Origin of the sequence: Cryptosporangium aurantiacum (assembly GCF_900143005.1) — a bacterium.
Taxonomy (GTDB): Bacteria; Actinomycetota; Actinomycetes; order Mycobacteriales; family Cryptosporangiaceae; genus Cryptosporangium; species Cryptosporangium aurantiacum.
Genome location: NZ_FRCS01000007.1, coordinates 308,429 through 321,728, shown reverse-complemented (window position 1 = coordinate 321,728; position 13,300 = coordinate 308,429). Strand labels below are relative to the sequence as shown.

Sequence of the window (13,300 nt, the reverse complement as noted above, 5' to 3'; positions counted from 1 at the left end):
TCCTTCCGTGTCCCCCGTTGCCGTTCCGTCGAGCCTAGTTGGTCCCGAACACTTCTCCAGCCACTCGGCTCACTTCGTCAACTAACGTTAAACTTCGGTCACTCGGCCGGAAGGTGGGCCAACTGGACCAGCTGGTTTCCGCCCCGGCGAGTGACCAGCCAGCCGCGGCCGGGCGGCAGCGGCCTCGGCTTGAGGTTGCCGAAGAGCGGTCCCTCCTCGCGCGGCCCGGACATCAGGATGCCCGGCGACGCCAGCTCGCGGATCCGGCCGAGGAACGGGTCGTAGAGCGCCCTGGCCGCGCCGCCGACCCGCCGGGTCACGACGACGTGCAGTCCGATGTCGCGGCCCTGAGCGAGGTACTCCAGCAGCGGCAGCAGCGGGTTGTTGGGGCCGTTGACGACCAGGTCGTAGTCGTCGACCAGCAGGAACAGGTCGGGCCCGCTCCACCAGCTGCGGGTGCGGAGCTGCTCGGGTGTGACGTCGGGCCCCGGCAGGCGGCTCTTCATCACGGTGACGACCTGGTCGACCAGGTCCGTGGTGACCGCCGCCGACGTGCCGTATCCGATCAGGTGGTCCGAGCTGATCGCCCCGAGCAGGCTGCGCCGGTAGTCCAGCAGGATGATCCGCGCCTGCCGCGGTTCGTACCGCTCGGTGATCGTCCGGCCCAGGCAGCGCAGGAACGTGCTCTTGCCGCACTCGACGTCGCCGAGTAGCAGCGCGTGCGGCTCCGCGTCGAAGTCCAGCCGCACCGGGGACAGGTCGGCCTCGGCGATGCCGATCGGCAAGCCCCGCCCGGTGTCGGACCCGGCCGGGGGCAGCGCGTGGAACGGCAGCAGCGGCGGGAGCAGGCGGACGGCCGGCGCCGGAGCGCCCTGCCAATCGTTGCGGATCCGCTGCACCAGCTTGGCGACGCCGTCGCTGAGGTTGGCGGGATCGGGGTGGCCGTCGATCCGCGGCAACCCGGTGAGGAAGTGCATCGCGTCCGGGGTCAGGCCGCGGCCGGTGGCGTCCTTCGGGACGTTGAGCGCCGCGCGCCGGTTGATCGCGGAGTCCGACGGGTCACCCAGCCGCAGCTCGAGCCGGGTGCCGAACATGTCACGGACCGCCGGTCGCAGCTCCATCCACCGGCTCACCGAGGCCAGCAGGTGGATGCCGTAGCCGAGCCCGCGCTGCGCGAGATCGGTCAGCACCGGCTCCAGGTCCTCGAACTCCGTGCGCAGCGTGCCCCAGCCGTCGACGACGAGGAATACGTCGCCGAACGCGTCCTCGGCGAACCGGCCGCCACGCTTGAGCCGGCGGTAGGTGGCCATGCCGTCGACGCCGTGCGCGGTGAACAGCTGCTCCCGCGCGGTGAGCAACGTGTGCATCTCGGCGATCGTGCGGCGCACCTCGTCGACGTCCCGGCGGCCGGCGACACCGCCCAGGTGCGGCAGCTCACGCAGGCCCGCCAGCGCGCCACCGCCGAAGTCCAGACCGTAGAACTGCACCTCGGCGGGGGTGTGGGTCAGCGCGAGCCCGGCCACCAGCGTGCGCAGCAGCGTGCTCTTCCCGGCCTGCGGCGCGCCCGCCACGATCAGGTTTCCGGCTGCGCCGGACAGGTCGACGTCCAGCACGTCCCGCCGTTGGTCGAACGGCCGGTCGATGAGGCCGACGACGCCGTGCAGCGCGCCGCGGCGCTCCACGTCGGCGACGGTCAGCCCGCGGACGGGGTCGGTGACCAGCGGCGGCAGCAGCTGGTCGAGGGTCGGCGGTGCGGCCAGCGGCGGCAGCCAGACCTGGTGGGCCGGGACACCCACCCCGGTCAGACGCTCGACCAGGACGCGCAGCAGCGTCTCGCCGCGCGGGGTGTGCTCGTCGGCGTCGGGGGCCGGGACCGCTACCGGCTCCGGTTCGGCGTTGGCCGCTGCCTGGTAGCGGCTGGTGTAGAGCTGCACCGGGTCGACCGAGCGCGGCAGCGAACGCGGCCGGTCCTTCCCGCGCTGGTACCGGCCGGAGACGTAGGCCGCCTTGAACCGGACCAGTCCCTCGGTGCCCGCCTTGATGTAGCCGTTGCCCGGCGACCGCGGCAGCTCGTAGGCGTCCGGGACGCCGAGTACCGTGCGGCTCTCCATCGAGGAGAACGTCCGCAGGCCGATCCGGTAGGAGAGGTGCGAGTCCAGGCCGCGCAGCCGGCCCTCCTCCAGGCGCTGCGACGCCAACAGTAGGTGAACACCGAGCGAACGACCGACGCGGCCGATCTGGACGAACATGTCGATGAAGTCGGGTTTGGCGGTGAGCAGCTCGCTGAACTCGTCGCAGATGATCAGCAGGCTCGGTAGCGGGGCGAGCGGAACACCGCTGGCCCTGGCCCGCTCGTAGTCGCGTTGCGAGTCGTACTTACCGGCCGAGCGCAGCAGTTCCTGCCTGCGGATCAGCTCGCCGGAGATCGCGTCCTGCATGCGGTCGACCAGCGCCAGCTCGTCGGAGAGGTTCGTGATCACCGCGCTGGTGTGCGGTAACCGGTCCAGCGAGGTGAACGTCGCGCCGCCCTTGAAGTCGACGAGGACGAAGTTGAGCGTCTCGGACGAGTGGGTGGCGGCGAGCGCGAGCACCAGCGTCCGCAGCAGTTCGCTCTTACCGGAGCCGGTCGCACCGACCAGCAGGCCGTGCGGGCCCATGCCGTCCTGCGCGGATTCCTTGAGGTCCAGTTCCACCGGTCGGCCGTCCGGGTTCACGCCGATCGGCACCCGCAGCCGGTCGCGGTTGGGCCGCGTCGCCCAGGCGTGCTGCACGTCGAACTCGTACGGATCGCCCAGGTCGAGCAGCTCGGCGAGGCCGAGTTCGCCGACGAGCGGGGTCTCCCCCACCGACGCCGCGGACAGCCGCAAGGGAGCGAGCCGGCGCACGAGCGCACCCAGTTCGATCGGGCCGAGGCTGTCGGCGGGCCCGATCTCCGACCGGCCGTCCATCGTCGTGCTGGACAGCACGCCGTCGGCGTCCACGTCCAGGACGATCGCCGACGGGTCGAGCACCCGCGGCGGCGGGTTGCCCAGGTCGAGGATCGTGACGCCCTCGACGCCGCCCTCGGCCATCAGGTGGTCCGATCCGATCGTGGCGCCGCCGTCGATCACCACCAGCAGGTGGACACCCTCGCTCGGCGCGGCACCCGGGTTGAAGCGTGGGCGGTGGGCCAGGACGTCGTCGAGCATCGCCTCCAGCGCGGTCACCGACGGCGCCACCAGCCGCACCGGGCCGACGGCGTCCGACCGGGTGGGGTGCAGCGCGTGCGGCAGCCACTTCGCCCACTCCCAGTGCGGACGCTGCTGGTCGGAGACGCAGAACGCGATCAGCGCCTCCTCCGGCGCGTGGAACGTGGCCAGCTGCGCGATCAGCGCCCGCACCATTCCGTGCACGCGCTCGGCGTCCCCCCGCGCGTGGACGTGAGAGAAGCCCCGCAGCGCCATCGCGACCGGCAGGTCGGGAACCACCGAGTACGTGGTGACGAAGCGCCGCAAGGCGCTCGCGCAGAGCGGTTCCAGCTCGTCGACCGGCCGGGTCTCCGGCGGGATCAGCGGCGTCGCGATCTCCTGCGCACCGCGTCCGATCCGGACGACGCCGAAGTCGCCGTCGGCCGGACGGCGTTCCCACAGCCGGGCGCTGAGCGCGGTCGACCACAGCGCGTCCGGGTCCGGGTGCCGGTAGAGCATCGCCTCCCGCTGCTGGCGGATGGTCCCCCGGACCGCGGCCCGCAGCTGCGACAGCCGCCGCAGATACTGCCGCCTGGCCGCGATCATCTCGCGCTTGCTCTGGCCGCCGCCCTGGTTGGCCAGCTGGGCGGCGATCATGCCGAGGATCGAGACGCCGTACAGGCCACCGGCGACGTAGGCCAGCGCGCCACCGCGTCCGCCGCCGACCATCAAGCCCATCGCCGCTGCTCCGGCGCCCATCGGCATGATCATCATCAGCCGGGACCAGGCCTGGTTGTTCGGCTGCGGGGCCTCGGGCGGCGGGTCCAGGACCACCTCGCCGCCGGGGAGCTCCGGCGCGGGCTGCCGCACCGGACGCTTCACGATCACCGCGACCACGCAGGCTCCCCTTTCGACGGATGGCACCGCACAGAGTGCACGATAACCACCGGGCTTCGGCTGCAACTGCGGCACCGGCGGCTGCTAGGTTTGCCCCGTCGATTCGACCCCCGTTTGTCCGGAGGTAGCACAGCGTGACCGTCTCCGTCGGAACCGGGCTGGCGCGCGTCACGGTCAGCACGCCCAAGCGCCGGATCGACGTCGCGTTACCCGAGGACCTCGCGGTCGCGGAACTCCTGCCCAGCCTGCTGCTGCACGCCGGGGAGGGCGCCGCGGACGACGGCGAGCGCCACGGCGGGTGGGCGCTGCGCACGTCGACCGGCACGCTGCTCGCCGGTGACCGCAACCTGTCCGGTCAGGGGGTCCGCGACGGTGATGTATTGCACCTCGTTCCCCGCCGGGCCGACTGGCCCGAGCTCGAGTACGACGACGTCGTCGAGGCGATCGCCAGCGGTGCCCGCCGCTACGGACGCTCGTGGGGTGGCACGGCGACGCGGCGCTGTGCGCTGGCCGTCGGCACCGGCGCGCTGCTGCTCGGCGTCGTCGGGATCCTCTCGGCCGGCCCGCCGTGGGCGCTGCCGGGCTGGCTCTCGCTCGGGGTGGCGCTGCTGCTCTGCGTCGTCGGCACCGTGCTGGCCCGCGCCGCCGGTGACGCGGTGGCCGGAGCCGCGGTCGCCGGGCCGGGGCTGGTGTACGCCGCCGCCGGTGGTGCGGTCGCGGTCGCGCCGGCGGGCACCGACCTCGGAGAGCTGGGCGCCGCGCACCTGCTGGTCGGATCGGTCGCGCTGGCCACCGCCGGGATCGTCGGATATCTGGGAGTCGGCGCGCACGGCCGGGTGTTCGTCGGCGGCGTCGCCACCGGCCTGCTCGGCGTCGTCGGTGGCCTGCTCGCGCTCATGACCGGCATGTCCGAAGCCGGGATCGCGGCCATCGTCCTCACGCTGGCGATCTCGCTGCTGCCCGCCTATCCCCTGCTCTCGATGCGGATCGGCAAGCTGCCGATGCCGGTGCTGCCGCAGCGCACCGAGGAGATGCTGCGCGACGACCCGGTGCCGCAACGCGCGGAGGTGTTCGCCGCCGTCGCCCGCGCGGACGAGGTGCTCACCGGTCTGCTCCTGGCGGTGAGCGTCACCGGGGTCGCCTGCGGCTGGGTTCTGGCCGGCACCGAACGGACGTCCGCGGTCATCCTGGTCGCCGTGGCGTCGGCCGCGCTGCTGTTACGGGGGCGCCTGTTCCCCACCCCGCGGCAGCGGATCCCGCTGCTGGCCGGCGGCGTGCTGGGGCTGGCGCTGCTGTTCACCGGCTTCGCGCTGGCCATGCCGGTGCTGGTCGCCGTGCCGGTGGCCCTGGTCGTCGGCGGCACGGTGCTCGGCGCGGGGCTGCTCTACAGCCGCCGCCCGCCGTCTCCGTACGTGGGCCGGTTGGCCGACATCCTCGACGTGCTGCTGCTGGTCTCGCTGCTGCCGATCGCCTGCCTGCTCACCGGCTTCTACGGCTACGTCCAGGGGCTGTTCGCCTCGCTGGGCGGCTGATTCGTCATGGCCTCGCGCAAGGACCAGCTGCACTCCTACCAGTTCATGCTGCAGCGGGCGATCTCCGCGCTGATCATGCGGGAGACCGACCCCGCGCAGTCGCCGCTGCGGCGGGGCGTCGGTGCGGCCTTCGTCGGCGTCATGGTCACGGTCATCGTCGCGGCCGCGTTCGGGATCTACGGTCTGCTGACCAAGACCGGCAGCGGCCGGTGGAAGGTCGAGAACGCGGTCGTCGTGGAGAAGGAGACCGGCGCGGCGTTCGTCTACGCGGGCGAGACGCTGATCCCGGCACTGAACTACAGCAGCGCGTTGCTGCTCGCCGGCCAGGCACCGCCGAAGACGTTCACGGTGCCCCGCAACTCGCTGCGCGGCGTCCCCCGCGGCACCCCGCACGGGATCGCGGACGCGCCGGCGGCGCTGCCCAGCACCAAGCTCGTGCTCGACGGAGGCTGGTCGTCCTGCGTGTTGCCGAGCCGCGACGCCGCCGGGGGCGACACCGTCGTCACGATGGTGATCGTCGGCGGTGGGCCGGCGGACGCGGTGGCGCTCGGCGAGTCCGGCCTCTACGTGCGCGATGCCGCGGCCGGCGCCGAGTACCTGGTCTGGCGTGGGCACCGCTACCGGCTCACCGGCAGCACGGTGCCCAGCGCTCTGTTCGGCAGCGGCACCCGCCCGGTCGAGGCCGGCAGCGCCTGGCTGGACACGCTCCCCGAGGGCGACCCGATCCGCGAACTGTCGATCCCGGACGCCGGGCAGGAATCTGAGGCGGTGCCCGGGCACGACATCGGCGAGGTCGTCGCGGACCGCCGGGACAACGGCGAGACCGACTACCTCGTCCTGGACGACGGGCTCGCCCCGCTCACCGGCCTTCAGATGGACTTGCTGCGGGCCACCCGCGCGGTCGAGCCGGTGACGATGGCGACCGCCGAGATCACCGCGGCGCGCAAGAGCGAGAAGCTCGAGTCCGACTCGCCGGCCGACCAGCGGGCGCCCGAGCGATCGCCGAAGCTCGCCGCGACGTCCGCGAAATCCGGGCTGTGCGCCGCGTTCGTCGGCGAGAACGCGCCGCTCGTCACGGTGGTGCCCGAGGGCGGCAGCACCGATGTCGGGACGCCGACCCGGGCGCGCACCAACGACGGTGCGGTGCTCGCCGACCGGATCGTGGTGCCCGGCGGCGCGATCGCCGTCGTCCGTGCCCGCGAGACCGGGACGTACAGCCTGGTCACCGACGTCGGCGTGCGGTTCCCGGTGGAGTCGGCCGAGGCGCTCGCGATGCTCGGCTACTCGACCGGGGACGCGGTCACGCTACCGACCGCACTACTCGACCGGGTGCCCGCCGGTCCCGCACTGACCCAGGAGGGAGCCGCGCGCACCGCGTCGCCCGGTGAACGATGAACGGGAAACGGGCGACAGATGGGAAAACTGGTCCGAATGTTGCTTGTGGTGTCTAAGTTAGGCAACGGCGGTGGCCGGCGCGGTGGCGGCCTCCGTTCAGGACTTCCGAGCCACGAAGGCAGAACGAAGGTGACCCAGCCATGGCTATGAACGTCACTCCGCAGATGCTCATCGACGCTGCGAATAAGGCAGAGAACGTCGGTGAAGGTATCGCCGCGCAGCTGACCAACTTGCTGTACACGATCCAGTCCGAGGGTGGAGCGTCGTTCCAGGGCGGCGGCGGTGCCGCGCTGCAGTCGGTCTCGGCGCAGCTCGGCGAGCAGCTCAAGCAGATCCTCACCGCGCTGAACACGATGGCCGGCAACGTCAACGCCGCCAGTGCCGACTACGGCAGCTCCGACCAGGAGATCGCGCGCGAGATCCAGACCGTCGGCAACGCGTTCAACCCCGGTAGCGGCAGCGTCGTCACTGCCCTGACCAACGGCTGAGAGGACCTAGCACCATGCCGTACGAAGCCGATGATCTGCTCTACAACTACGAGGGCATCTCGAGCGTCTCGGGCGCGATCGAGGCGTTCGTCGCGCAGATGAACGCCAACCTCGACGAGGTCGACGCCGTCATCCGGAACCTGCTCGCCAACGGGTGGGGTGGCAGCGAGGGCGCCGCGGCGTTCCAGGCGCAGAGCGCCAAGTGGCACTCCGGTGCGAACGACATGGCGGTGACGCTGCGGTCGCTGTCCACGAAGGTCGGTGACGCCGGGATCAACATGAAGGCGCTGGACCAGAACGTCGCCAGCCGCTTCGGCGTCTCCTGACGGGAGCTTTCTCCGACGCCCCGGTGCGGTGCACCGGGGCGTCAGCGTTTGCCCGCGGTCCAGTCCTCGAACAGCATGCGAGGTGGGGCCGGGGCGTCGTCCTCCGGGTGCTCCTCGGGCAGCGGCGCGAACCCGGGACGCCAGCGACGGCGCCTGCCTCGCGGCAGCGCGACCGCGAACGCCACCCCCAGCAGCGCCGCGGCGGCCAGCACGGCTGCCGCGAGGAGCGCGATCCGGCGCGCTCCGTCGTCCCCGCCGGTCGCGGCCTCGCGCTTCGGCTCGGCGACACGCGCCTCGGGTGATGCGGTGGTCAGCGTCGCGGTCACGGCCTGCACCGGGTTGACGATGCCGTCCCCGGCGCGCTCGGTGGACGGCGTCGCCGTGGCCAGCAGCCGCCGCACGACCTCGGTGGCCGGGGCGGACGGCCACCGGCTGCGGATCAGCGCTGCCGTGCCCGCGACGTACCCGGCTGCGATCGCGCTGCCGCCGACCTCGACCAGCCCGCCGCCCGCCTGGGTGGAGAGCAGCTCGTCGCCGGGCGCGGCCAGGTCGACGCCCGCCGGCGCGACGCCACCACCGGCGAGCGTGCCCTCCCGGTTCATCGCGATCACGCCGACGACGCCGTCGTAGGCCGCCGGGTAGGGCAGCCCGGCCGCCTGCTCCGGATTCGACACGTTGCCGACCGACGCGACGACCACGATGTCGGCGGCGATCGCCGCGGCCACCGCGGCCCGCAGGCCCGGGTCGTCGGTGTAGGTGACGACCGGCACGACCAGGACGTCGGGCCGCGCCGCGGTGGCGTCGCGGATCCCCTCGGCGAGCGTGGCCGGGGTCCCGGCCCGCTCGTCGACGCCCTCACCGGTGCCCACGAGCGTCGACAGGGCCACCCGGTACGACACGATCGTCGCGCCGGGCGCCAGCCCGCTGAAGCCGATGTTCGGAACGAAGTCCGCGGCGATCACCCCCGCGACCTGCGTCCCGACGCCCCGGCAGTCGGTGTCGGCGCCGGAGGTGGATTCCGGCAGGTAGTCCTCGCCTGCCCGGACCCGCCCGGCGAGCTGCTCGTGACGCGCGTCCACACCGGAGGACAGGACCGCGACCGTGGTTCCCGCGCCGTCGGCGACCGGCCAGATCGTCTTCGGGGACTGACGCTCCTGCGCCCAGGGCACCTGGGCGAGCGCCGTGCCTGGGTCGACGCACTGCTCGGTAGCCGGTGCCGCCGCGGCGGGCGTGCACGGCGCGAGCACCCCGGCCAGCACGACGGCCGCCACCGCTGCGGCTCGGGCGCCCCTCATGAGCCGGTCGCGGCCAGCAGGTCGTCGAGTGTGAGCGTGCGCAGGTCGTCGCGGGTGGGCACCCGGCCGAGCCTCCGCAGCCGTCCGGACTGCGCCTTGCGCATGCCCTCCAGCAGCTTGCGCGCCTCGCGGGCGTTGCCGAAGTTGGCGGTCCGGTCGATGCCGGCGAACCACTCGAACAGCCCGTCCTCCAGGCCGGGCGCGAGCAGGTAGTCGTCGGCGGCGGCGATCCGCCCGGCGATCAGCGTCAGCTCGGCGGGGCTGTAGTTCTCGAACTCCAGCGTCTTGGCGAACCGCGACGCCAGACCCGAGTTCGCGTCGAGGAAGTCGCTCATCTCCGCGGTGTAGCCGGCGACGATGACCGCGAGTGAGTCCCGCCGGTCCTCCATCAGCTTGACCAGCATGTCGATGGCTTCCTGGCCGAAGTCGGCGCCGCCGCCGCTGGACCGGGAGAGCGTGTAGGCCTCGTCGATGAACAGCACGCCGCCGGTCGCCTCTTCGATCACCGCGGCCGTCTTCTCCGCGGTGTGGCCGATGTACTGGCCGACCAGATCGCGGCGAGAGACCTCTTTGAACTTCCCGTCCGGCAGCACGCCGAGGCTCTTGAGCAGCTGCCCGTAGAGCCTGGCCACGGTGGTCTTACCGGTTCCGGGCGCGCCGGTGAAGATCAGGTGGTGGCTCACCGCGCCGACGGCCAGCCCGGCCTCGCGGCGCCAAGTGTTCACCTGCATTTCGTCGATCAGTGACCGGACCTCGCTCTTCACCGCGGCGAGCCCGACCATCGCGTCCAATTGCGCGAGCAGTTTTTCGACCTCGACCTGCGCGCCGTCGTCGGCATCGGCGCCGGTCAGCGGGGTCTGGCGGGTCGCGCTGATCGTCGGGTTCGCGCCCGGCTCGAGCAGGATGTCCGGCGACGCGGTGCTCTCGAACCGGCAGTCCTCGATCACCCCGCCGCAGCCGCTGCCGACCTGGATGCCGACGCCGCCGGTGTGGTGGATGCGGCAGGAGCGCACGGTCGGGTGGCTGTCGTAGGCGACCGCGATTCCGACGTCACCCGCCCGGGCGATCTCGCAGCCGTCCAGCGTCGGACGGCCGGACTGGTAGACGTAGACGCCGCGGTAACCGGCGCCGGTGACCGTGGTGTTGCGGATCGTCGGGTCGGCCCCGAGCCGGACGATGATGCCGTCGTCCATCATGTCGGAGATCTCGCACGCCTCGATCACGCCGGTGGCGTCGGAGCACACGATGCCGTACTGACCGGCGGTGATCTGGCAGGAACCGGCCCGCAGCTCCGCGCCGTCGGTGGCGGTGATCGCCGCACCGTAACCGGCCGCGAGCGTGCAGTCGGCGAGTTCCAGCACGCCGCCGGAGGCGTGCACCGCGGGTCCGTCGGCCGAGCGCAGGGAGAGCCCGCGCAGAGTCACGGTCGCGTCGCGGCCGGAGACGACCGGGCGGCCGGTGCCGGTCGCGTCGATCGTCACCTCGCCGGGCTCGCCGAGCCCGACCAGGGTCAGCGATCCGCCGGTGACCGAAACGTTCTCCCGGTACTCGCCGGGTTCGATCGAGATCGTCGCGCCGGGCTCGGCGACCTCCAACGCGTCGGCCAGCGAGGGGTACGCCCCGGGCTTCCGTGATGAGACGAGAAGGGTGCGCGCCATGGCTCCGAGGGGGGTCCGCAGGTAGGGGCGGAGTGCACGGTATCCCAACCGGCACAGCGCGGCGCCAGCGGTTAGGCTCCGGCGCTGTGGCGGAGACCGAACCCTCGTTACGGTGGCGCCCGGCGAACGAGCCGGAGCTGCTGCTTTACCACGCGCTCTTACGCGCAGACACCGGACGGTATTTCCGGGTGGTGACCGAGTCGCCGCTCTACCTCGCCGCGGTCAGCGCGCCGGAGCGCCGTCTGGTCACCTGGGAGCGCGGTGGCCGCACCCACCTGCTGGCGTTCACGTCGCCGGAGGGCCTGGCCCGGTGCCTCGGGACGGAAGCCGACACGGTGCTGCGGGTCGACTACCCCGGATTGCTCCGCGACTGGCCGAACCCGGACTGGTGGCTGGCCCTCAACCCGACGCTGCCGATCGACGCGGCGCTGCCGGTGGGCGAGGTCGCCGACGCCGCGCGCGGCGAGACCGAGTTCGCGCTGCCCGTGGTCGACGCGTACGCGGGTGTGCCCTCGCTCGATCCGTTGCCTGGCGCGGGTGGGGCACCGGCGAACGACATCGAGGAGACGATGGCCGACGTCCTCGCGCAGGGCAACGTGCCGCTCCTGCTCGACCTGCTCGTCTTCGCCGACGTGCTGCTGCCGGTGTTACGGCCGGTGGACGACGGGGTCGCGCTGGACGACCCGCGCTTTCCCTGGGCGGCGTTGCCGCTCACCCCCGACAGTCCGGAGGTCGAACCGGCGATCGGCGTGTTCACGTCCGAGGAACGGCTGGCCGAGGCCGCTCCGGGCGTCGCCGTGCCGGCCCTGCGCCTGCCGCTGCTCGAGGTCGCCGCGGTGTGGCCGGGCGCGGAGTACGCGCTGGTGGTCAATCCGGACTCCGGCCTGCGGGCCCGCCTGCCCGGCGATCAGGTGCCCGCGCTCGTCGAGTGGGCCCGGGCGGCGTCCCGCTACCACGGCCTCGAGCCCGTCTGACGGTGCCTGCGGTGGCCGCCTACAGTCCACTCATGTCGTCACCCCAGCCGCAGGCCCCACAGCCATCGACACAGCCACCGCTCGCGCGGACCAGCGCCGAGGCGCATCTCTACATGGACCTGCGGCCCTGCGAGTGCGGCGAGAGCACGTTCGATCGCGACACCGCGATCATCGACCTCGGCGGCGACGCGCTCGGCAGTCGGTACGAGGGGCACTGCCCGGGCTGCGGTGCGCGCCGGGAGTTCGTGTTCCGCCTCCCGGCGCAGGTGATCCTCCCGCCGGCCGGCCAGGTCGTCTACGGCGACGGCACCCCGTCGGAGTTGCTCGACCCGGGCGAGTGGCTCTGGGTCGCCGACCGGTTCGCCGGTTCGGTCCCGGCCGAGACGTCCGGTCTGGACGAGGACGTGCGTCGCGAAGCGCGGGTACGGCTCGCCGCGGCTGCGGCCGCGATGGACGAGGCCCTGGCCTGGGTGCCTCCCGGCGCCGACGCGATTCCGGCCGACGCCGTACGCAGCGAACTCGGGCTGGCGGTGTACGAGGACGAACCGGACCGATTCGCTCTCGACCGGCTCGAAATCGTCCGGGATGCCTACCGCGAACTACTCGAACGGGTCGAGGCCGCACGATAGCCCGAACGCCGCTGTGTCCCGTGCGATACGGTCGGACCGTACACGGGGATCACAGCGCCCCCACCGGCCCCGGCCGCATCGCGGCGACCGGCGCGCCGACGTACTCCTAGCGCCGACGTATCTGCTGGAGGGCCGGGTGAGGGACCAGGCACGCACCGATCGGCCCGACTGGTCGGCGGTGTCGAGTATGGCCAAGGACCTGCAGTCGGCGATCAGTAAGGCCGAGAGCGCCCAACGTGAGGCGCTGAGCGTCACCGGCACCGCCTGGTCGCGGGACGGGCTGGTCAAGGCCGTGGTCGGCCCGCGCGGGCACCTGCTCGAACTCGAGCTCGACCCGCGCATCTACCGCAACCCGAACTCCAAGGCACTGGCCGCGACGATCGCGGCCACGGTCCGGGAGGCCACCGAGGACGCGCTGGCCCAGACCGGCAAGATCTTGGACCGGACGGTCCCCGCCGACCTGCGCAACCGCAACACCGACAAATTGAACCTCTGGCGGCTGGGCCGCATGCACGACGCCGACGTGCGGAACGAGATACGGGAGGACGACACCGATGGGCTGGGTTGAACTCACCGAAGGCCCCGATGGGCTCCGCTCCCGCGCCACGCAGCTTTCCGGGCAGGCGGACGCGTTCGCCGCGCGGCTGAGCAGCCTGCTCGCGCAGATCGCCGCGGTCGAAGCGGGTAGCCCGCAGGGCGTCAGCGACGACTACGCGAGGGCGTTCAACACTAACTACAACAAGCCCACCGACGGCGGTCCGCTGCACGAGGCGATCGACAACCAGGCGCGCGACCTCGGACCCGAGGCCACCACGATCGGCAACGCGCTCAGCGCCGGCGCGACCGACTACGAGATCGGTGACCTGCAGGCCGAGAACGACATCAACAGCGTCATCTGACGCCGCGCCGGGCCGGTCGCCCGGACCTTTACTGAGCAGA

Annotated in this window: 11 protein-coding genes; 8 read left to right on the top strand and 3 right to left on the bottom strand. The window is 72.5% G+C overall.

Annotated elements, in window-relative coordinates; translation table 11 throughout:
• Positions 1 to 98: 98 nt before the first annotated feature.
• Positions 99 to 4,064, bottom strand: a complete 3,966-nt coding sequence (eccCa, locus tag BUB75_RS24265; RefSeq protein WP_073260089.1) for a type VII secretion protein EccCa — start codon at positions 4,062 to 4,064, stop codon at positions 99 to 101.
• Between the two features lie 134 nt (positions 4,065 to 4,198).
• Here eccCa and eccD point away from each other — a divergent pair, with 134 nt between their 5' ends.
• The 4 genes from eccD to BUB75_RS24245 all read left to right on the top strand — a co-directional run bounded on the left by eccD (position 4,199) and on the right by BUB75_RS24245 (position 7,805).
• Positions 4,199 to 5,596, top strand: coding sequence for a type VII secretion integral membrane protein EccD (gene eccD, locus BUB75_RS24260; protein ID WP_073260088.1), 1,398 nt, complete (start codon positions 4,199 to 4,201; stop codon positions 5,594 to 5,596).
• A 6-nt stretch (positions 5,597 to 5,602) separates the two neighbouring features.
• On the top strand, positions 5,603 to 6,991 hold the full coding sequence (eccB, locus tag BUB75_RS24255; RefSeq protein WP_073260087.1) for a type VII secretion protein EccB: 1,389 nt from the start codon (positions 5,603 to 5,605) through the stop codon (positions 6,989 to 6,991).
• 140 nt (positions 6,992 to 7,131) lie between these two features.
• Positions 7,132 to 7,479 carry a WXG100 family type VII secretion target gene (locus tag BUB75_RS24250; protein ID WP_084741643.1) on the top strand — a complete coding sequence of 116 codons (348 nt, stop codon included), beginning with the start codon at positions 7,132 to 7,134 and terminating at the stop codon, positions 7,477 to 7,479.
• A gap of 14 nt (positions 7,480 to 7,493) precedes the next feature.
• Positions 7,494 to 7,805 carry a WXG100 family type VII secretion target gene (locus BUB75_RS24245; RefSeq protein WP_073260085.1) on the top strand — a complete coding sequence of 104 codons (312 nt, stop codon included), beginning with the start codon at positions 7,494 to 7,496 and terminating at the stop codon, positions 7,803 to 7,805.
• Positions 7,806 to 7,846: 41 nt separating this feature from the next.
• On the opposite strand, the gene BUB75_RS24240 is transcribed toward BUB75_RS24245, so the two are convergent.
• Both BUB75_RS24240 and BUB75_RS24235 read right to left on the bottom strand, forming a co-directional pair.
• Positions 7,847 to 9,100: a S8 family serine peptidase gene (locus BUB75_RS24240; protein WP_073260084.1), complete on the bottom strand. Its 1,254-nt coding sequence runs from the start codon at positions 9,098 to 9,100 to the stop codon at positions 7,847 to 7,849.
• Positions 9,097 to 10,758, bottom strand: coding sequence for a right-handed parallel beta-helix repeat-containing protein (locus tag BUB75_RS24235; RefSeq protein WP_073260083.1), 1,662 nt, complete (start codon positions 10,756 to 10,758; stop codon positions 9,097 to 9,099). The genes BUB75_RS24240 and BUB75_RS24235 overlap by 4 nt, the downstream gene beginning before the upstream one ends.
• Before the next feature lie 86 nt (positions 10,759 to 10,844).
• On the opposite strand from BUB75_RS24235, the gene BUB75_RS24230 reads away from it, so the two are divergent.
• The 4 genes from BUB75_RS24230 (at position 10,845) to BUB75_RS24215 (ending at position 13,260) form a co-directional block, all read left to right on the top strand.
• On the top strand, positions 10,845 to 11,732 hold the full coding sequence (locus BUB75_RS24230; RefSeq protein ID WP_073260082.1) for an SseB family protein: 888 nt from the start codon (positions 10,845 to 10,847) through the stop codon (positions 11,730 to 11,732).
• A 32-nt stretch (positions 11,733 to 11,764) separates the two neighbouring features.
• Positions 11,765 to 12,361 (top strand): hypothetical protein, encoded by a 597-nt coding sequence (locus BUB75_RS24225; protein ID WP_073260081.1) that lies wholly within the window; start codon positions 11,765 to 11,767, stop codon positions 12,359 to 12,361.
• A 136-nt stretch (positions 12,362 to 12,497) separates the two neighbouring features.
• Positions 12,498 to 12,929 (top strand): YbaB/EbfC family nucleoid-associated protein, encoded by a 432-nt coding sequence (locus BUB75_RS24220; protein ID WP_218617735.1) that lies wholly within the window; start codon positions 12,498 to 12,500, stop codon positions 12,927 to 12,929.
• A complete protein-coding gene (locus BUB75_RS24215; RefSeq protein ID WP_073260079.1) occupies positions 12,916 to 13,260 on the top strand; it encodes a hypothetical protein in 345 nt (114 codons plus the stop codon). Before BUB75_RS24220 ends, BUB75_RS24215 begins: the two co-directional genes overlap by 14 nt.
• Positions 13,261 to 13,300: the final 40 nt, after the last annotated feature.